Origin of the sequence: Chryseobacterium gwangjuense, assembly GCF_021311115.1 — a bacterium.
GTDB classification, from domain to species: domain Bacteria; phylum Bacteroidota; class Bacteroidia; order Flavobacteriales; family Weeksellaceae; genus Chryseobacterium; species Chryseobacterium gwangjuense.
In genome coordinates this window covers 144,827-164,575 of sequence record NZ_JAJTNP010000003.1, presented here as the reverse complement: position 1 = coordinate 164,575, position 19,749 = coordinate 144,827, and the positions used below count along the sequence as shown (strand labels likewise).

General features: G+C 34.0%; 18 protein-coding genes and 3 tRNA genes. 5 read left to right on the top strand and 16 right to left on the bottom strand.

The genetic code is table 11. From position 1 onward, the window contains the following. Positions 1–9: 9 nt before the first annotated feature. Positions 10–1,095 carry an efflux RND transporter periplasmic adaptor subunit gene (locus LV842_RS07325; protein WP_233110802.1) on the bottom strand — a complete coding sequence of 362 codons (1,086 nt, stop codon included), beginning with the start codon at positions 1,093–1,095 and terminating at the stop codon, positions 10–12. 146 nt (positions 1,096–1,241) lie between these two features. Then, complete coding sequence (locus LV842_RS07320) at positions 1,242–1,634, bottom strand: hypothetical protein (protein WP_233110801.1); 393 nt, start codon at positions 1,632–1,634, stop codon at positions 1,242–1,244. A 381-nt stretch (positions 1,635–2,015) separates the two neighbouring features. Between LV842_RS07320 and LV842_RS07315 the strand changes: the two genes are divergently transcribed. After that, positions 2,016–2,414: a hypothetical protein gene (locus tag LV842_RS07315; protein WP_233110800.1), complete on the top strand. Its 399-nt coding sequence runs from the start codon at positions 2,016–2,018 to the stop codon at positions 2,412–2,414. A gap of 36 nt (positions 2,415–2,450) precedes the next feature. After that, positions 2,451–2,882 (top strand): META domain-containing protein, encoded by a 432-nt coding sequence (locus LV842_RS07310; RefSeq protein WP_233110799.1) that lies wholly within the window; start codon positions 2,451–2,453, stop codon positions 2,880–2,882. Positions 2,883–2,938: 56 nt separating this feature from the next. Here LV842_RS07310 and LV842_RS07305 read toward each other — a convergent pair whose 3' ends face one another. The 8 genes from LV842_RS07305 to LV842_RS07270 all read right to left on the bottom strand — a co-directional run bounded on the left by LV842_RS07305 (position 2,939) and on the right by LV842_RS07270 (position 13,191). Further along, positions 2,939–3,976, bottom strand: coding sequence for an NAD(P)/FAD-dependent oxidoreductase (locus tag LV842_RS07305; RefSeq protein ID WP_233110798.1), 1,038 nt, complete (start codon positions 3,974–3,976; stop codon positions 2,939–2,941). Between the two features lie 128 nt (positions 3,977–4,104). Continuing rightward, the gene (gene porN / locus LV842_RS07300; protein ID WP_233110797.1) at positions 4,105–5,043 is read right to left on the bottom strand and encodes a type IX secretion system ring subunit PorN/GldN; all 939 of its coding nucleotides are present in this window, start codon (positions 5,041–5,043) and stop codon (positions 4,105–4,107) included. An 18-nt stretch (positions 5,044–5,061) separates the two neighbouring features. Continuing rightward, positions 5,062–6,648, bottom strand: a complete 1,587-nt coding sequence (gene porM, locus LV842_RS07295; RefSeq protein WP_233110796.1) for a type IX secretion system motor protein PorM/GldM — start codon at positions 6,646–6,648, stop codon at positions 5,062–5,064. 52 nt (positions 6,649–6,700) lie between these two features. Further along, on the bottom strand, positions 6,701–7,393 hold the full coding sequence (gene porL, locus LV842_RS07290) for a type IX secretion system motor protein PorL/GldL (RefSeq protein WP_233110795.1): 693 nt from the start codon (positions 7,391–7,393) through the stop codon (positions 6,701–6,703). A 45-nt stretch (positions 7,394–7,438) separates the two neighbouring features. Continuing rightward, positions 7,439–8,857 (bottom strand): T9SS ring complex lipoprotein PorK/GldK, encoded by a 1,419-nt coding sequence (gene porK / locus LV842_RS07285; RefSeq protein ID WP_233110794.1) that lies wholly within the window; start codon positions 8,855–8,857, stop codon positions 7,439–7,441. A 108-nt stretch (positions 8,858–8,965) separates the two neighbouring features. Then, complete coding sequence (glmS, locus tag LV842_RS07280) at positions 8,966–10,819, bottom strand: glutamine--fructose-6-phosphate transaminase (isomerizing) (protein ID WP_233110793.1); 1,854 nt, start codon at positions 10,817–10,819, stop codon at positions 8,966–8,968. 28 nt (positions 10,820–10,847) lie between these two features. Then, positions 10,848–12,407, bottom strand: a complete 1,560-nt coding sequence (locus tag LV842_RS07275) for a DUF4270 family protein (protein ID WP_233110792.1) — start codon at positions 12,405–12,407, stop codon at positions 10,848–10,850. Positions 12,408–12,420: 13 nt separating this feature from the next. Then, entirely contained in the window at positions 12,421–13,191 is a 771-nt protein-coding gene (locus LV842_RS07270) for a glycogen/starch synthase (protein ID WP_233110791.1), read from the bottom strand. 170 nt (positions 13,192–13,361) lie between these two features. Here LV842_RS07270 and panC point away from each other — a divergent pair, with 170 nt between their 5' ends. Next, positions 13,362–14,210 (top strand): pantoate--beta-alanine ligase, encoded by an 849-nt coding sequence (panC, locus tag LV842_RS07265; protein ID WP_233110790.1) that lies wholly within the window; start codon positions 13,362–13,364, stop codon positions 14,208–14,210. A 321-nt stretch (positions 14,211–14,531) separates the two neighbouring features. Here panC and LV842_RS07260 read toward each other — a convergent pair. The 3 genes from LV842_RS07260 to LV842_RS07250 all read right to left on the bottom strand — a co-directional run bounded on the left by LV842_RS07260 (position 14,532) and on the right by LV842_RS07250 (position 14,869). After that, positions 14,532–14,604 (bottom strand) — tRNA-Lys (locus tag LV842_RS07260). A gap of 72 nt (positions 14,605–14,676) precedes the next feature. After that, positions 14,677–14,759, bottom strand: a tRNA-Leu gene (locus LV842_RS07255). Positions 14,760–14,796: 37 nt separating this feature from the next. Beyond that, positions 14,797–14,869, bottom strand: a tRNA-Lys gene (locus LV842_RS07250). Between the two features lie 113 nt (positions 14,870–14,982). Here LV842_RS07250 and LV842_RS07245 point away from each other — a divergent pair. Beyond that, complete coding sequence (locus LV842_RS07245) at positions 14,983–15,498, top strand: shikimate kinase (RefSeq protein ID WP_233110789.1); 516 nt, start codon at positions 14,983–14,985, stop codon at positions 15,496–15,498. 23 nt (positions 15,499–15,521) lie between these two features. On the opposite strand, the gene LV842_RS07240 is transcribed toward LV842_RS07245, so the two are convergent. Next, positions 15,522–15,959: an RNA-binding S4 domain-containing protein gene (locus LV842_RS07240; protein ID WP_233110788.1), complete on the bottom strand. Its 438-nt coding sequence runs from the start codon at positions 15,957–15,959 to the stop codon at positions 15,522–15,524. A gap of 58 nt (positions 15,960–16,017) precedes the next feature. Between LV842_RS07240 and LV842_RS07235 the strand changes: the two genes are divergently transcribed. Next, positions 16,018–16,767: a hypothetical protein gene (locus LV842_RS07235; RefSeq protein WP_233110787.1), complete on the top strand. Its 750-nt coding sequence runs from the start codon at positions 16,018–16,020 to the stop codon at positions 16,765–16,767. A gap of 47 nt (positions 16,768–16,814) precedes the next feature. Here LV842_RS07235 and LV842_RS07230 read toward each other — a convergent pair whose 3' ends face one another. Together LV842_RS07230 and mtaB are read right to left on the bottom strand one after the other, a co-directional pair. After that, complete coding sequence (locus LV842_RS07230; protein ID WP_233110786.1) at positions 16,815–18,332, bottom strand: FMN-binding glutamate synthase family protein; 1,518 nt, start codon at positions 18,330–18,332, stop codon at positions 16,815–16,817. 52 nt (positions 18,333–18,384) lie between these two features. Further along, positions 18,385–19,731, bottom strand: coding sequence for a tRNA (N(6)-L-threonylcarbamoyladenosine(37)-C(2))-methylthiotransferase MtaB (gene mtaB / locus LV842_RS07225; protein WP_233110785.1), 1,347 nt, complete (start codon positions 19,729–19,731; stop codon positions 18,385–18,387). Positions 19,732–19,749 lie beyond the last annotated feature (18 nt).

Genomic DNA, 19,749 nt, shown 5'->3' with positions numbered 1-19,749 from the left:
TATAGAGCCTTACTCTGCTTTTAATTTCAATGATTGAAGAACTTTTTTCGGATCCTGAACTTTTATCTGAACTTTTTGGTCATCTTTTACTTTCTGAACTCCTTCCAACAAGATATTTTCTCCTTTTGAAAGCCCGGAAGCCACCACATATAAGTCCGGAAGCTCGTAAGCGACCTTAATGTTTTTAGATCTTGCCACTCCATCTTTGCCTACTACAAAAACATATTTCTGATCCTGAATTTCATACGTCGCTTTCTGAGGAATGATTAAAGCATTTTTAATCAGTAAAGTCATTCTTACTTTTCCTGTTTCTCCGTTTCTTAATAGTTTATTCGGATTCGGGAATTTAGCTCTGAAGGCAATATTTCCTGTTTCATTGTCAAATTCTCCTTCAATGGTCTGAACTTCTCCTTTTTGCGGAAAAACTTCTCCGTTTGCCATTACCAATGCTACCTGATTACTTCCTCTGGTTGCAGCATGGGTCTGATATGATAAATATTCCGGCTCTGAAACGTTGAAGTACGTATAGACATCATTGTTATCAGACAAAGACGTCAGCAAATCCCCTTCATCGATCAAACTTCCCAATTTCAAAGGAATTCTGTTGATAATTCCTGAAAAAGGAGCTTTAATGTCTGTAAACGACAAGTGAATCTGAGCCAGTTTAGCTTCTGCATTGGCTGCATCCAACTTAGCTTTAGCCATTGCTCTTTCGTTTTTGGAAACAATGTTGTTGTTAGCCAATGTACTTGCGTTTTTCAATTCAATAGTAGCTTGAGCCACTTCTGCCTGAGCTTTTAAGAGTTCTGCCTGATACAATTTAGGCATGATTCGGAATAATGTTTGTCCCTGATGAACAAACTGACCTTCGTCTACATAAATTTTCTCAAGGAAACCTTTTTCCTGTGCACGAACTTCAATGTTCTTTACAGACTGGATCTGAGCTACATACTCTTTATCAATCACCGTATCCATCACTACTGGAGAGGTAACCGGATAAATCGTAGTTTCTTCTTTTTCTTCTTTTTTCTTGTTACAACCTGTGAACAATAAAAGACTGCTTAGCGCAATGCTTGCGACAACTCTTTTGATCATAATTCTAGAGTTTATATAAATCGTTAATGTTTTAAAATGAAAATTTGGCAATAAGAATTATTACGATGTGATGATTACCAACAAACACAACGCAGAAGGTTTCCCATCCAATATGTGGACAGAAAATCAATCGGAAAAAATGAAATTTAAATTCTGATAGAGCGTATCAGAATGAATCTTTTAACTGTAGAAAATTCGGATAAAAAGCCGTGAATAGTCGGCTTTAATTTTTTAAAACTTTTTAAACCAAAAATATAAACCAATGTGAAAACACTGGCAAAAACAACCATCGCCTGAAAAGTATCAGACAACTGAAAATCATCTTCTGTAAGCTCTAATGAATAAGCATTGCTTGTATCATCAGGAGCCTGCTGGACAGAAATTTTCTCGTAGGTTTGGTTTAAACGGTTTGCTCTTTTGGGTAAATTATGAGAGGTATGAGTATTATAGTCATTTTTTAACGTTTTGACATTCATCTTGCTTTCTACTACGAATAGCAGAAAAAGACTCGTCAAAAAATATACTATATAATTTCTCATAATTTGAAGGCACAAATGTAAGTCTTAGTTCGGTTACATTCTAAATCAATTTTATGATAAATGACATACATTAACAATATTTAACTCACCTTTAAATATGCTGAATAATCATTAATACTTTGTAAATGTTTAAAATCATTACAAGAAGATAATTTATTTCATTTTGGTTTTCAACAATTTATATTCCTTATTATTGATTTTTTCTTCAAAAATTTCATAAATTACAGTAAAATCGTGATGTTATAAGGCAATTTTTACATGAAACATTTAATCATTTTTAAAATCACTTTATAATTTATATTAATTTAACAGTTTTTATCTAAAAAAACAATAACTTTACCATACAAATCACACCAATGAAACACACCAAAACAAATTATTATGAAAAAAAAGGTTCTATTTCTAACACTCTGTATTTCCGGACTTACTATAACAGCATGTAAACATTCTACCAAAGAAAATGAAGTTGTAGCCACGCAGTCTCCTACTGAAATTGTAAATGACAGTATTACAAAAGCAACTTTTGTAGACGATTTCGGGGATCAAATGGAAGTTGTGCTCAATCATACTCAAAAGACAGCTAAAGTTTTTCTTGATGGTAAAACATATGACATTAAAAAAGATGATGAGTTACCGGAATATACTGCTGCTAATGAAGAATACCAATACTCTAACATCCGTGGAAATATCACCTTCCTGAAAAAAGATGCAGATATGGTTTTGTTTCATTCTAAACAAAGTAAAAAAGAAAACGATCCCACAAAAATGGCTTCTTATTAAATAACACCAAACTATATTAATTTAAACTTTATTATTATGAAAAATCTACACCACTACATTACCGTTTTTATCTTATCAATATTTCTTTTTTCTTGTAACAGCGCCAAACAATCATCATCAAAAGATATTACAGGAAAAACATGGAAACTTACGGAACTCAACGGTAAGCCTATTCAACTTAAAAACCCTAAAAGCAATCCTTATTTTAAGCTCAACATGAGTGATATGAGATATGAAGGACACGCCGGATGCAATGGTGTGGGAGGAACTTTTGAGATAAAGCCGGAAATGATGCGTATAAAATTCAACCAGGGAATGTCTACCATGATGGCTTGCGATGATCTGGAAACAGAACATGCATTTACAAAAGCTTTATTAGCTGCTGATAATTATTCTGTAAATGGTAATACGCTTACTCTAAATAAAGCCAGAATGGCTCCTTTGGCAAAATTTGTTCTTAGCAATTAAACACAATTTACCATATATCAAAAAATATCGAGGCTTTAAGAGCCTCGATATTTTTTTTAATTTATAAATCTTTCCATATTTACTTCAGCAGGCAATGGAGAGCCATTTTCCGCGAAATCATATAGTACTTTAGAAAAATAGCATCCGTTCAGTATTCCTCTTGCTCCTAAACCGTTAAATACAAACATATTTGAATGTTCGGTATGTGCTCCAATAATCGGTCTTCTGTCTTTGACAGTAGGACGAAATCCAAAATTGACTTCTTTTATTTCAAAATCATACGGATAAAATGCAGACAAACCATCTACCAATTGTTCTACAGCAGAATCGTCTACATGGCTGTGAAGTTGCTCCCGATCATATGTTCCTCCATAAAAATATAAATCGTTGCCTACTGGGAATAAAAAATGTTTCTTTTTAATGGTTATATTTTCTGGTAAAGGTTCTGATAATTTTACTTTGATATGATGTCCTTTATTGGCATTCACAAGTATGTCTGAAAAAAAAGGATTTTCTTTCACTCCCATTCCTTCACAAAAAATAATTTTTCCAAATTGAATATCGTTATAAGTAGAATCTTCAACATTAATTTTAGTATAATCGAACTTTTCTTTGATTAATTTTGATCCGTTTTCAAGAAAATCAAATAGACCCATAAAAAATCCATTAACATCCAGTCTGGCAGATTGATTTACCTTTCCTGTCTTAAAATCGTTTTTTACTACTTCTACGTGATCAAAATTTTTGTCTAAAAAGTTAATAAGCTCACTATTCTCAGATTTCTTCAGCCAAAGCTTCTGTTCATTTTCATCATGGAAAATTCTATGAATAGGAGCATCTATTAAATAATTTTTCCCTGTATAGTTTTCAATTTCTTGTAACGAATCTTTTAGAAAATTTATCTGCTCCTGAGCTTTCCAAAAAGTAGTAAACTTCTTTAAAACCACAGGATTTATAATTCCGGCGGAAACCTGTGAAGCACTTTTTCTGCCTTCAGAAAACATGACAAAGGACTTATTATTTTTAATCAGCTGATGCGCAAAAAAAACACCGGCATATCCGTCTCCTACAATTATATAATCTACTTTTTCCATACAAAAATCTTCATTTAATTAAGGTAATATGAATCGCCTATATCATTAATTCCTTATCATTATAGGATTCTATCATAAAAAAACCTGAGTAAAAATACTCAGGTTTTGTATATGAATCAAATGAAATATTAATAATTCCACAATTCGTTTTCCATTTCAAGAATCTGTGCTTTGATTCTATCACTTTCTTCAAGTTGTTCTTCAGCATTTCTAGGAACATAATCTTTGATATTCCCGTCTCCTAAACCGCTTGATGACTTATAGATCACAGAAGAGAATCTTCTTGCATTGATTACATCATCGAAAGATAAATCAGCTGCTGAATTCTTTTTGTTGAAAACATAATTGTTAGCTAAAATATCTCTTGCTTTTGGATAGTATACCCAGAATAAATCAATTAATTCATCCTTACCAGCAATTGCTTTTCCTTCAGCATCATAAACTCCTTGAACAGCAGGATCTGGTCCCATTGCCGCAATACCAAGAGGTCTGTATTTCATTTGACCATCTCTTTTGTCGATGAACCACATTCCCATAATTTTCAACATTTTAACTTTATCAGTTGTTGTTTGAAAATAATCGGTATATTCTTTCTTTTCCTGCTCTGTCAATTGTCTTCCTGACTGCAAAATATCAATTGCAGCATCATTTAAAACAACTTTTTCAAGTCTTTTCTTAATCCCTTCTGGAGAAAGTTTTGTAGTAAAATCTTCATCATCATATACTTCTTCTATTTGACCGCTTAATGCTGCATCCAATAAAATTTGGTATAGAGATCTTGTATTTTTAGACAAAAGGCTATTTGGATTGTCATAGTAGAATGGCTGATTAATCTTATCATTCAAATCTATAATTTCCCAAACAAACATACCTTTTAAGATGTCTTTGTCTTCTACAAATCCGTATTCTAGTGGTTTTACTTTATTACTAATAACAGTATCTCCCACTTTTCTCATATTTTCAGCTCTCATTTGTCTGAATTCTTCTGGAGAAGAAGCATTTAGAATCGTTTGGGATAATGCAAACCCAGAAACCAATACTAAAAGACTGCTAATATATTTTTTCATAATAATTGCTATTTAAAATTATGGAACATGTATAATAATTGGAGTAATTCTCTTAATAGGTCCTTCCAATCCTTGAGCTGTCGCCTTTATTTCAATAATTGATACATCATCACCTGATCTTACATTTTTCAATAGACCAGCTGCATCTTGTAATGAATTTCCTTTCACAAGCATTGCTGCTCTTCCCGGAACTCTAACCATAAATTCAGTTACAGTAAACGTTACAGGGAAATCAAAGTCAGGAATCGCAGCCTGAACTGTTTGATTCTGAATCGATTGAGCCGGCATTGTTAATACATTCTGTCCTCTCATCTGTCCTTGCGGCGGTGGTACATTTTTAATTCTGTACTCAAATACCTGAGAAACAGCTTTACCGTTAGGCTCTCTACCAGACAATGTTAATTTAACAACATTTCCAGCTTGTGGCTTCACAATCCATTTACCTGGTCCTGTACTTCTAACTAAAGCTCCTGGAGCAGATAATGTAAGTTTAGAATTATCAGCACCTAAGATAGATCCAGATACTGGGTTTTCTAATCCTCTATACATTACATTCATCTTATCAGCAGAAAGTAATAATCCTTTTTCAAGTTTTACTTCTTGCGGACCAGCAATTACGTTATAAGTATGAGTCCATGTGAAAGGTTGAGCTTTACCTGTAGCATCAGTAAGTGTAATAACACCTCCAATTTTGTGTTCACCCAATCCTCCTGTGTTTAAAGAAAGGAATCCTTTACCGTTTTCCTGTCTACCAACTCCACTAATACTAATTTTGTTACTGTTAGAATAGTTACCTAACATTACAACTGCTTCAGCTTTATTACCTGCAACGATATCTGTAGGAGCAGAAACAATAGCTTCGTAGCTTGTAAACTTGATACTAGCATCTACTTTCTCTTGTAGCATTAACGCCAATGCATCTGATTGTACGTTTCTTGCATCATTCTGGATAATTCCTAAATTAGAAATCGCTGCAATAAGTGGCTGGTGATAGAATTTATTCTGAAACCAAGTCTTACCGTTCGGAGATTTTCCTTGAGGATATTCAGCAATTAAAGAAGCATTTGCTCTTTCTACTAACTTTGCCAATTGCGGATTTCCACCAAATGTAGCGTTGATATACTTTCTTACATCATCGATTTTTGCTTTTAATGCCAAAGCATTTTTTGATGGACTGTTTTCGTCTCCTCCGTTGAAGAAGTATTCAGTAGTCGCTTCATTATTATTTAATGCTGAGAAGTTTTCACTTACATCCATATCTTTCCCCGCTTCATCTTTATCGTGGAATTCTGAATGTTTTTTAAGTGTAGTTTTTACCTCTTCTGCAGCTGAAACTAACCCATCAATTTTATCTCTCAATACTTTATACTGTTCCCATGGTTGTGCATAAGTATCTGGAACTTGCTGAGCTTTAGCTTCAAGCGTTTTTTCAAAAATATCTTTATTCTTTTGCTCCGTTAAGTTACGGGTTTGGTTAAGAGATATTGTAGAGTCGTAAAACGACCTAATAATTTCAACATCAATATTTAGGGCCATCATCGCGATGAACACCAAATACATAAGGTTGATCATCTTCTGACGTGGAGTCTGTTTTCCTTTTGCCATTCTCTTTTCTTTTGTTTGATTAAATAATTAAAATTTAGAAATGGTTAAGAAATTAAGACTTCATCGCAGTTAACATACCGCCATAAACTCTATTTAAATTATTTAAATTAGACGTTAAGCCTTGTAACTCTTGGTTGAATTTTTCTGATTGTTCAGCAGATTTTTGCATATCTGCAACATATTTGTTTGCAAATTCTGATTGTCTTTTACCGCTTTCCAATTGCATAGCGTATAAAGCATTCATACTTTCCATGTGCTCAGCAGCTTTGTTCAACTGATCATTATATTTGTGAGTAGAAGCAGATACGTCTACTGTTTGGTTGATCTGGTCTACAGAGCTAGAAAATTTATCGATTCCTGTTCTTAATCTATCAAATAACTGAACGTCAAGTTTTGCATCCTGTAACATTTTGTCAAGTTTACCAGAAAGAGAGTTCTCTAATTCTGCTAAGTGGTTGTTATTATTTCTAGTAGAAACATTAGAATGTAATGGGTTAGGGTTTGCATGTTTATCTAATAATTCAGGATAAACATTTTCCCAAGCATAAGACTCTTCATTTTTCGGAGGGTCAAAGGCAAAAATGATGAAGATAATAGCTTCAGTAATAAGTCCTACTGTAAGAGCAATATTACCATTAATAGGTCCCAGTGTAATGTGAGTAATTTTAAGCCAAGCTCCAAGAATTACAATTGCAGCACCGAATGAATAGAAGAAATTCATCCAAGCATCTTTAGTCTTAAACATATAAGTTAGTTTTTTTTAATGTTAGTGTAAAATTAGTTTTATTGGTTATCTGTTTATTTTTCTTGGTTTTACAGCAGCTTCAGGGATATCCTGTACTGTTCTAAATCCAATATAACTTCTTGCAGAATCTTTTCTTTCCCAATCTCTCATACCAGTCATCAACATATACCCAACATCTTTCCAAGAACCTCCTCTTACAGATTTTCTAGAGTCTGATTTATCTTTAGTAGATGGGTTAAGCGTAGAAGTAAATACTGCAGATGAATTATTATATCCAGACTCCGTCCATTCAGCAACGTTTCCAGCCATGTCATATAAACCGAATCCGTTCTTTCTAAATTTCTTTACTGGAGCAGTATAAGTATAAGTACCTTTTTTATCGTCCTCCATATAGTTACCTCTTTTTGGCTTAAAGTTTGCTAGATAACAACCTCTATCATCCATTAAGTAAGGTCCTCCCCAAGGATAAGTAGCATTTTGCTTTCCTCCTTTTGCAGCATATTCCCATTCAGTCTCGTTAGGTAGACGGAATTTCAAAGGTCTTTGTTTTCTTCTTTTTAAACTTTCATTGTAATCAGATTTTAATTTAGATCTAAAATTACAATAAGCTCTTGCCTGATCCCAAGTTACCCCAACTACAGGATAGTCTTTGTAAGCTTTGTGCCAGAAATATTGTTCAAATAATGGCTCATTATAAGTAAAGTGAAAGTCTTTTACCCAAACCGTAGTATCCGGATATACAGCAATACTTTCTTTTTTCAAATAATTTGCTCCTCTTTCATTATCAGCAATAGCAGCATCCATGTCTCCCCACTGATAGTTGTATTTTAATTTACTTACATCTAGAATTCTCTCGCTTCCAACTCTAGAAGAAGCCGGAAGATACATTGATTCTAAAACCTCTGCATATTCTACATCCGGATATTTTGAAGTATTCCAGTTCAATGGAATTTTCCAATCTAATTTCTTACTTGCATCGTAGCTTCCTTCATCTCCGCCACCTTGGCCTTCTAAATATTCTTGATATGGTGTTAAATTATCTTCTTTTTTAGCAAGGTAAGCATAGTCTCCAATACTAGCTCCTTTTCCTTTGCCATCTCCGCCTTCACCTGCTGCTTCTGCAAGCAATGTTCTGGCAATAGAGTCTCTCACGTAATTGATAAACAGTCTGTATTCCGCATTCGTAGTTTCAGCTTCGTCCATGAAGAAAGAAGAAACCGTTGATGTTTTCAACGCTGATTTTTCCGGAGAGTTTGTTGGGTCCTGATCTGCCATACCCGCTATAAACGAGCCTGCAGGAATCGCAACCATACCATATGGTCTTTCCGCAACAAATGATTTTGCTTTTTCTCTTGGTATCAATTCTCCTTTCGTTCCTGGTTTCCCTACAGAAGAAGTACCACCACCTGAACAAGATACCGACGCTACTGACGCAGACAATAATAAAAGAAATATCCTTTTCATGTTAATTTTTATAATTAAGCCGTAAATATATAATTTTTTTAAGAAACTTTTAAGATTTTTTTTGAAATAACGGAAGAAATCTAAATTTATTTTATTTACACCAATTTTTTATTCCACAGTTACAGATTTTGCAAGGTTTCTTGGCTGGTCCACATTTGCTCCTCTATACACTGCAATATAGTACGCCAATAACTGTAATGGCACTGATGCAACAATTGGTGAGAAACATTCAGAAGTCTCAGGAATTTCGATAACATAATCTGCCATCGCACTTACTTGAGTATCTCCTTTATTAACAACCGCAATAACTTTTCCTTTTCTCGCTTTAATTTCCTGAACATTACTTACAATCTTATCATAATGCCCTTTTTTCGGAGCAATGATAACAATTGGCATATTTTCATCAATTAAAGCAATAGGACCATGCTTCATTTCTGCAGCCGGATATCCTTCTGCATGAATATAGGAAATTTCCTTTAATTTCAGAGCCCCTTCCAATGCTGCCGGATAATTATATCCTCTTCCTAAATATAGGAAGTTGGTAGTATTTACAAAATCTTTTGCAATATTTTGAACCAATTCGTGTGTTGAACTTAGAACATCTTCAATTCTTTTAGGAATAGCATCTAATTCAGCAATTAAGCTCATAAAATCCGCATTCCCTAGGTTTCCGTTATGTTTACCTAATTTAAATGCAATTAAAGTAAGGATTGTCAACTGTGCAGTAAAAGCTTTCGTTGAAGCTACTCCAATTTCAGGACCTGCATGCGTGTATGAACCTGCATCTGTAATTCTTGCAATTGAAGAATCCACAACATTACAAATACCATATATAAATGCTCCTTTTTCTTTAGCTAATTTTAATGCAGCCATTGTATCGGCAGTCTCTCCTGATTGAGAAATTGCAATCACCACATCTTTATCCGTAATGATTGGGTTTCTGTATCTGAATTCTGAAGCATATTCTACTTCAACCGGAATTCTCGCATATTCTTCAATTAAATACTCACCGATAAGACCTGCGTGCCAAGAGGTTCCACAAGCAATGATGATAATTCTGTTCGCATTTTTGAATCTTTCAATATGATCCCAGATTCCAGCCATTTTGATAACCCCTTCATCTACAAGAAGTCTACCTCTCATGGTATCGTGTATAGATTTTGGCTGCTCGAAAATTTCTTTTAACATAAAATGTTCGTAACCTCCTTTTTCAATCTGCTCAAGACTCAATTTAAGTTCTTGAATTTCAGGTTCTATTTTAGAATTATCATTAATAGTTCTGATATCTACTCCATTTTCTAAAGAAATTGTAGCCATATGACCTTCTTCAAGATATATTGCTTCTTTCGTAAATTCTACAAAAGGAGAGGCATCAGAAGCAATAAAATATTCTTTTTCACCAATACCAATTGCTAAAGGAGATCCTAATCTTCCTACAACCAGTACTCCTGGAAAATCTTCATGCATTACTGTGATAGCATACGCACCATATACTTCATTAAGGGCATATCTTACCGCAGTAGGAAAATCCATTTCGGAATTTAGATCCATAAAATACTGGATAAGATTCACCAAAACCTCAGTATCAGTCTCAGATTTGAAAGTAAATCCTTTTTCCGTCAACATTGTTTTAATAGTATCATAGTTCTCTATAATACCATTGTGAACAAGCGCAATTTTATTATTATTAGAAAGGTGTGGGTGAGAGTTTCTATCGCTAGGAACTCCATGTGTAGCCCAACGAGTATGTCCCATACCAATTTTAGCAGTACCCTTCAGTCCTTCAGAAATCTTTACTAAGTCATCTACTTTCCCTTTCGTTTTTTCAACTTCAAATTTGCTATTTCCATCTTCTAAAACAATCCCTGCACTATCATACCCTCTATATTCCAATCTTCTAAGACCATTGATAACAATATCATACGCATCTTGAAATCCTGTATACCCTACTATTCCGCACATAATTTATCTCGTGTTTTTTATTTGTATTTTATTTTTTACTGTGAACAACTAAAAGCTGTATTTTGTTTTGACTAGATGAATCATTTCCTACAAATACAAGTCTGTTTGTATCATATGATCTAGAAGTATACTGAAATCCTGCTAAACCTGTTCCAGCTGAATTATTTAAGAAAGCTGCCATATCAATTCTAAAATATTTGGTAGAATTATCCGCTCCCTTCTCTACTAAATCTTTTACGGATTTAGTAACAATAAATTCATAATACGCCGAGTTTTTATCAAGATTATAATATTTAAAAAGAGTATATCCTGGAACGCCAACTAAACTAAATATATCATCCGTAAAATTAGTTTTAGTTTTAGTACCATCCTTATATTTTTGCAAGAAAGTGAGCTCCGTTGGCTTAGCATAGTTATTATTCCATGCTGGATCTGCATATATTCTTATTTTAGCACTAATAATTGCTGATTTCTTATCATTATACAATTTCTTAAGCTTATCTATCTCCCCATCAGGGATTTTAATCCCGATCGAAGGACCTCCCATTCCCTGTAAGAATAGTTTTTTGTCTCCTTGCGACGGATTTCCAATTGTACTGTTAGCCCAAGCAGAATTGGTTCTATTATACTCATATTGACCAATATGTGCGTTAGAAGATCCTAGATCAAATGAATAAGTTTTTTGAGGTCTTGTTGTTGTACTCCCATCTACCTTATCATATTTATAATACATGATAAGCTCCATTGTATTTGGAGAGAATTGGAATAGGTAACCATCCGATTCGTCAACCGCTATTCTAAGACCTTTAATATGTCTTATAAAATTAGAAGCATCCTGAAGTTCCGGTTTATCCTGCTTTGCAATAATTTTATCCTGGAAGAAATCTTTGTTAAGCTTAATTCTAATCCCAGGTGTAGCCGTTGTAAACAATGAACTTCCATCAGAATCTTTAGTAATTGCTATAGAATTTATATCTCCTTTAAATTCTTTTGCCCCTAAGGCCGTTGGGTCATATGCGAAGGTCTGATTAGATTTTACCGTATCCGAAACTGATTTTAGGAAATCCGTTACTTCAAAAACTTTAATATTAAATGTAGTTTTACCATTTATTTTAGCTTTCCCGAATTTTCGCACAGGGTAAGTATTTACCACTTTTTTAGCATCTACATTACCATCAACACCGGCAAAGACATAACTTTCGTCTGTAGTTGTAGTAACCGAATCACTTGCATAAGTTGGTTTCATTACTAAAACTACAGAATCTACAGTTGCATTTTTTCCAAAATCAGGATCATATGTTGATAATCTCAGCTGTGTAAGATAAGAAGCTTTCTGTCTTCCAAACTGATCTTCCGAAAAAGCTCCAAGAACTCCGGCACCTAACTTTCCGGCGTCACTACGGATACTATCATGATTATCAATATTAAAAGCAATTACATCATAAGGCGTCTCGTCTCCTTGAACTGCTCCATTTAAAAACAACTGCTCTCCTAAAGTATCTGTTTCAGGCTCACAATTGTATAATAATACACTTCCAAAAATCGCCATAAACAAAATGGCGAAAGATTTTTTAATAGTATAAGTCATTAAAATGTGTTTTTTAATAAAGTTGGTTTATAGAATCTACATCAAGATATTCTGATTTTGATGTACCGGTTTCGTTGAAAGCTTTATCTAAGTCTTCGTTTAAGAACTCATCTCCTTTTACAATAGAGTCTACGTAGCTCATACTTTCAATCACAACGTTTTGAATTGTTGGATTATTTAACGTTTTTAAACCAGAAATATTATCAAACTTAAGCTTTTCCTCAATTTTATCACTTAAAGCAGCATCTTTCTCATTGTAAAGAGACAGCACTATTTTAGCATCTTTGAAATATGCATCAGTTTCGTAATATGTTTTCAAGTAAATTGGAACGAAAGAAGACATCCATCCATTCAAATGGATTACGTCCGGAACCCAGTTTAGCTTTTTAATGGTTTCAATAACCCCTCTCGCAAAAAAGATTGCTCTTTCATCATTGTCATCAAAAGGGTTTCCTTCATCATCAAAATAATACTGCTTTCTTTTGAAATATTCTTCATTATCTATAAAGTAAACCTGAAGTCTTTCCCCTGGAAGAGAAGCTACCTTAATGATAAGTGGCTGATCTAGATCATTGATAATAATATTCATTCCTGAGAGGCGGATAACCTCGTGCAGCTGAAACTTCCTTTCACTTATTTGTCCAAATCTTGGCATAAAAACTCTTACATCATTGCCATCGTTGTGCATCTTAAGTGCCATTTTGTTTACCACTGTTGCTAAATTTGTATCTTCCTGGTAAGGGTACATTTCTGTGGTAATGTACAGTATCTTTTGATTCGGCATAAACTTCTATCTAATTTTTTGTAAAAATGCTTTAATGTGCAAAATTACAAAAAAACATCCAACATTATTTTAATTAACATTTTTTTACGATAATTCCCTTTTTCAAATTATCAAACTACACAGTATTATATGATATTTTTAGTATTTTTGAAATATTATTATAACGAACTATGGAAGTTTTAAAAAATAAAAAAACACTTCAGGATTTCATTGAAAGACAGAAAGAAATGGGAAAAAGAATCGGCTTCGCTCCTACAATGGGAGCATTGCATAACGGACATCTTTCTCTTTATGAAGAAGCCAGAAAAGAAAACGATCTTGTCATTTCTTCAATTTTCGTAAACCCCACTCAATTCAACAACTCTGAAGACTTAGAAAAATATCCCCGAGATGTCAATCGAGACATTTTAATTCTAAAAAACTCAGGATTAGTAGATGCTGTATACACTCCCGAAGTAGCAGATATTTACCCCGAAAAAACAGAAAGTCAACATTATGATTTCGACGGACTAGAAAACGAAATGGAAGGAAAATCACGTCCTGGTCATTTTGATGGGGTTGGAACAGTTGTAGAAGAGCTTTTTAGACAGATACACCCCGACAATGCTTATTTCGGAGAAAAAGACTTCCAACAATTAGCCATTATTAAAAAAATGGTTGAAAAGAAAAAACTTCCCATTAAAATAAAAGGAGTTCCTATTTACAGAGCGACTAATGGTTTAGCGTTAAGTTCTAGAAACCAAAGACTTCATGAGGATAGAAAAGAAGCTTCGAAAATCATTTATGCAACATTAAAAAAGGTAAATGGTTGGTTTAAAGAAATTACCATAGCAGAAATCAAAGAGAAAGTACAGGACATTTTTAATCACCAAGAAGGCATGCAACTCGAATATTTCTTAATTGCAGACGAGGAAACTTTAAAAGAGACTAATCTTTTTTCCGAAGACAAGAATTTCAGAGCTTTCATTGTAGTTATTGTGGATGGAGTTCGATTAATTGACAATATGCATTTAGATTAATATTGTACCTCTATTTTTATAAAAGACAAACTCTGATATTACCATCAGAGTTTTTTTATTGTAATAAACACCAATTCACAAAATAACAACTATATGATCCAGCACTTTAAATTTTATTTTTCTCAATTAGATTTTGAATAAAATAAAAAAGAGACTCCAATTGGCAATAATAGATCAATGATTACCTACGGTTCTTTTTCTAAAACTTTTGCTTCTATTATTTTAGATTGAACACAAAAAATCAAAGGCTTCTTACGAAGCCTTTGAAACACCAAATCACAAAATATTAATATGAAAAAAATTTACTTTTCAGTAAACTTGTGACCCGGCTGGGATTCGAACCCAGGACCCATACATTAAAAGTGTATTGCTCTACCAGCTGAGCTACCGAGTCGGCCACAATTGTATGATAAATATAAAATTAATTTTAATAAATCACATCAATTATTTTATTTTTTTTGCAGTGTGCCTGCGACTGGACTCGAACCAGCACATCCTTAGGAAACCACCCCCTCAAGATGGCGTGTCTACCAATTTCACCACGCAGGCAATAAAATTACAAAATTCAAGTAATTTTCTTGCTTTGTGACCCGGCTGGGATTCGAACCCAGGACCCATACATTAAAAGTGTATTGCTCTACCAGCTGAGCTACCGAGTCGGTCACCTATTATCGATTAACACTGTAATAATGTCCCTCGTTTTTAGTGGTGCAAAGATATGAGTTTTTTCTTTATCTCAAAACTTTTTCGCAAATTTGTTTAAAAAAAATTCATGATAATTTCACTCGTTGGATACATGGGGAGTGGCAAATCTCACATTTCCAAAATATTAAGCGAAAAAACAAATTTTAAATTAATTGACCTCGACAAAGAGATTTCTAGGAGGAATAAATTGACAATCTCTGAAATCTTTGATAAAAAGGGAGAAATTTACTTTAGAAAATTAGAAAGAGAGGTATTGGAAGAAATTTTAGCATCTGAAGAAAACGTTATTTTGAGCCTTGGTGGAGGAACTCCTGTTTATTATAACAACATGGAAATTATTAATCACAGCTCAAAAAGCGTTTTTTTAAGAGCTTCTGTTGCTACTTTATCAGAAAGGCTTTTAAAACAAAAGGAAAAACGTCCGTTGATTGCCAATATTTCTGATGAAAATCTTCCCGAATTTATTGCTAAACATCTCTTCGAAAGAAACGTTTTTTATAATAAAGCTCAAATCAATGTAAATACTGATGCCAGAGAGCCAGAAAATATTGTTGATGAAATAATAGAAAAGCTCTATCTCTAGAGCTTTTTGTTTTTTAAATAAAATTAATCCTCATTTTCCGAATCATCCCCAGTCTCACCAAAAAAGTCGTCCCAGTCTGTAAAATCTGCGGGTACATCATTTTCTACATAGTCATCCATATCACGTCGATCTTTCTTTGTAGGTCTTCCCTCTCCCTTATTCCGGTAATAATCCTGTGACATTTTACGCATTTTTAGCAATTCGTACTGTTCTTTATCTGTTACATCTTTTATATGAAGCGAAACCAACTTCGCTCCGATTCTACTTTTAGGAATTTGAATTACTTTAATTTTATAATCAATCTGATTTTTACGGATCTTAATTACATCACCTTCCTTCACTTCTTTAGAAGACTTCACCACCGACTCACCAATAGCGACTCTATTTTTTTTAATCTCCTCAGTAGCAACGGTTCTGGTCTTATAAAAACGAATGCTCCATAAAAATTTATCTATTCTCATAATTTTTTATACTTTTGTCGTTATATTATTTGTAAAGTAATTAAAAGTTTTTTTAAAAATGAAAAAAATATTTTTATATATCCTAGCAGGATCTTTGTGTTTTTCTGCTTGTAAAAAAGATGATGAAGTTGAAACTTTTGTGGAGCCAGATGACATAGCAGTAAGAAACTCATACGATGACCAGGCTATCCAAAAGTTTCTAAATGACAATTATTTAGACACCCAAGGAAATATAAAAACATTTAGTGCCACAGATACTGCAGATGATAATGAAAAGAAATTATCTGAATTAAATCCTGTAAAACTTCCCTCCGGTGTTATCTACATTGTAAGAGACGGTGCACAACCCACATCTGGAGTTCCAATTGATCCGTTTGCTACTGACCTTAGTTTAAAAACTCAAATCAAAACAATGATTAGAGCAAACTATTATCTTGCTACTAATACTGATGGCAATGTATCTTTTTCATTCGCAGGAAGCCTTGTTAATACAATTAATGGCGGAGGTTCACCTATAACAGATCCCCTTTTCTATTATGTTAAAGATCAAGTATGGAAAGACGCTGGAAAAAGCAGAAGCTTCTATGAAATCGAAGGATTCCAAGAAGGATTATCACATTTTCAAGGATTTTCGAATATGGCAGATGGAGATGCTTATAACTTACAGGGTGTGATTATTGTTCCGTCAAGAGCAGCTTTCGCTAGAGATGCTCACTACAATTACAATAATTACTCTTTAAAGAATATTTCTTTTATATTTAATTTTCAAATATATAAAGCAAATCCAAGACCTACTGCTGATCAATAAAATAAAAAAAGCGCTTCAAAATTTGAAGCGCTTTTTTTATTTACTTTTTAAGACCTTGCTTTCTGCTTAACATTTCCTAAAATATCCGGGAAATACAAATCTGCCAGATGATCAAATTCATCACCTCTCATAAACATGGTTGCATCAACCTCTTCATAAGAACTTCTTCCTGCTGCAGCTATGAGCTCATTGCAAGTGTGAAGCGTATTTTTATGAAAATGATATACTCTTTCTGCTTTATCCGTCACATCAAGTCCTTTAATTAACATTTTATCCTGAGTAGCGACACCAGTCGGACAATTATTAGAATTACATCTCAAGGCCTGAATACAGCCCAAAGAGAACATAAATCCTCTAGCATTATTACACATATCCGCTCCCATCGAAATTGCTCTTAAGATATCAAGACTTGTTAAAACCTTTCCACTGGCAATCACTCTCAGCTTATCTCTTAAATTATAATTCTTAAGTGTTCTGTTAACAAAGATTAAAGCCGGTTCCAAAGGCATTCCAACTCCATCTGAAAATTCCGGTGGTGCTGCTCCTGTTCCTCCTTCTGCTCCATCAATAGTAATAAAATCCGGATAAATTTTTAATACATTCATCTGTACACAGACATCTTCAAATTCTTTAGTATCACCGATACACAATTTAAATCCAACAGGTTTTCCACCCGAAAGTTCTCTCAATTGTTGTACGAACTTCAACAAACCTGCCGCATCAGAAAAAGAACTATGCGAAGGTGGGGAAATTACCGTAACACCTGGTGTGACGTGACGAATTTTTGCAATTTCAACTGTATTTTTCACTCCCGGTAAAACTCCTCCGTGACCTGGTTTCGCCCCTTGAGACAATTTTATTTCAACCATTTTCACATTCGGCATAGTTGAATACTTTTTAAACAATTCAGGGTTGAATTTCCCTTCCTCATCACGACATCCGAAATACCCTGTTCCGATTTGCCAGCAAAGATCTCCTCCTTCCAAATGATATGGAGAAATCCCTCCTTCACCTGTATTATGGTAAAAATTACCTTTTTTTGCTCCTCTATTCAATGAAATCTGCGCTCTGTCGCTTAATGCTCCAAAACTCATCGCCGAAATATTAAATAATGAAGCATGATAAGGCTGTGTACATTGCTCTCCTCCTACCCAAACTCGCGGAAGTTCTTCTTTAGGAGATTTAGCATAAATGGAATGTTTAATTCCTTCATATTTTCGATGATTAACTTCAAGTTGTGTCCCAAAAGCTACTGTATCACTTAAATTTTTAGCTCGTCTATATACTGCAGAACGCTGATTTCTAGGAAATGGTTTCCCATCAGTTTCCCTTTCAATGAAATACTGCTGCATTTCGGGTGAGATACTTTCAAAAAAGTATCTAAAGTAGCCCAAAACAGGAAAATTCCTTAAAATAGCGTGTTTGGACTGATAGGCATTGTAAACTCCCAATGCATAGATTGCGGATAGCAGTATCGGTATCCAATAGTGTGTTCTTATTAGTATTGCAACAATCCATGTAGCAATAACTAATACAATTCCCCAAGATAAAAACTTATCTCTCATGAATGTAGTATTTAAAGTTAAAAATAAATTTAGTAGAAATTTTGCAAAGAGACTATGCTTTTGCTAAAAAACTTTCGTAAGAAGATTGCACAGAAACCGTGCCATCTGACAGGATTTTTTCTAAATTTAAGAATTCGATTGTATTAACAGAAGCCTGGTCAAAGTCTTTTTGAACTCTCACATAATTTTCTGTGAAGCCAAACATTTTTCCGTCTTTATTTTCGTGTTCCCAAAGTACAGGGAGAGTCTTTCCAAGCTGAGTTTGGTAAAATGCCATTTTTTTCTTTTCAGATAAAATTCTTAGCATTTTGTTGCGTTTTTTTCTTTCAGGAATCGGAACAACACCTTCCATTCCTACAGCTTCTGTATTTTCTCTTTCAGAATAAGTAAATACGTGAAGGTAAGTAATCGGAAGCTCGTTCAGGAAATTATAGGTTTCCATGAATCTTTCTTCCGTTTCACCAGGAAAACCAACGATTACATCAACACCAATAGCCGCATGAGGCATTACCTCGCGAATTTTGTTTACTCTATCATTATAAAGCTTCGTCAGGTAACGACGCTTCATTTTTTTCAACAAATCATCACTTCCCGATTGTAAAGGAATGTGGAAATGCGGAACAAAGCTTTTGCTTTTAGAAACCAACTCGATACTTTCATCTTTTAAAAGATTGGGTTCGATGGAAGAAATACGGATTCTTTCGATTCCTTCAACCTGATCGAGCTCTGAAATTAAATCCAGAAAAGTATGTTCGTGTTTTTTGTTTCCGAATTCACCTTTACCGTAATCTCCAATATTAACACCAGTCAGAACAATTTCCTTAATGTCTCTTTCTGCAATTTCTTTGGCATTTTTCAGAACATTTTCGATGGTGTCTGAACGAGAAATCCCTCTTGCTAAAGGAATTGTACAGTAGGTACATTTATAATCACAACCATCCTGAACTTTCAGAAAAGCTCTGGTTCTGTCTCCAATAGAGTAGCTTCCGATAAAGAAGTCGGTTTCTTCAATTTCACAAGAATGTACGATACCTTCACTTTCAGATTTCTCTAAATCATCAAGGTAGCTCAAAATATTGAATTTTTCTTTGGCTCCTAACACCAAATCAACACCTTCAATTTGTGAAATTTCTTCAGGCTTTAATTGCGCGTAACATCCAACAATCACCACCAAACCTTCAGGATTGGCTTTCATGGCTCTTTTCACGTGGAGTTTACACTCACGATCGGCGTTTTCCGTTACGGAACATGTATTGATAACATAAATATTCGCTTTCTCATCAAAGCTCACCTTATCATAACCTGCATCTGTTAATTGACGAGCAATAGTAGATGTTTCCGCAAAATTTAATTTGCAGCCAAGGGTGTGAAATGCGGCAGTTCTTTGAAAAGTTGACATTTATGTACTCCTGATTTT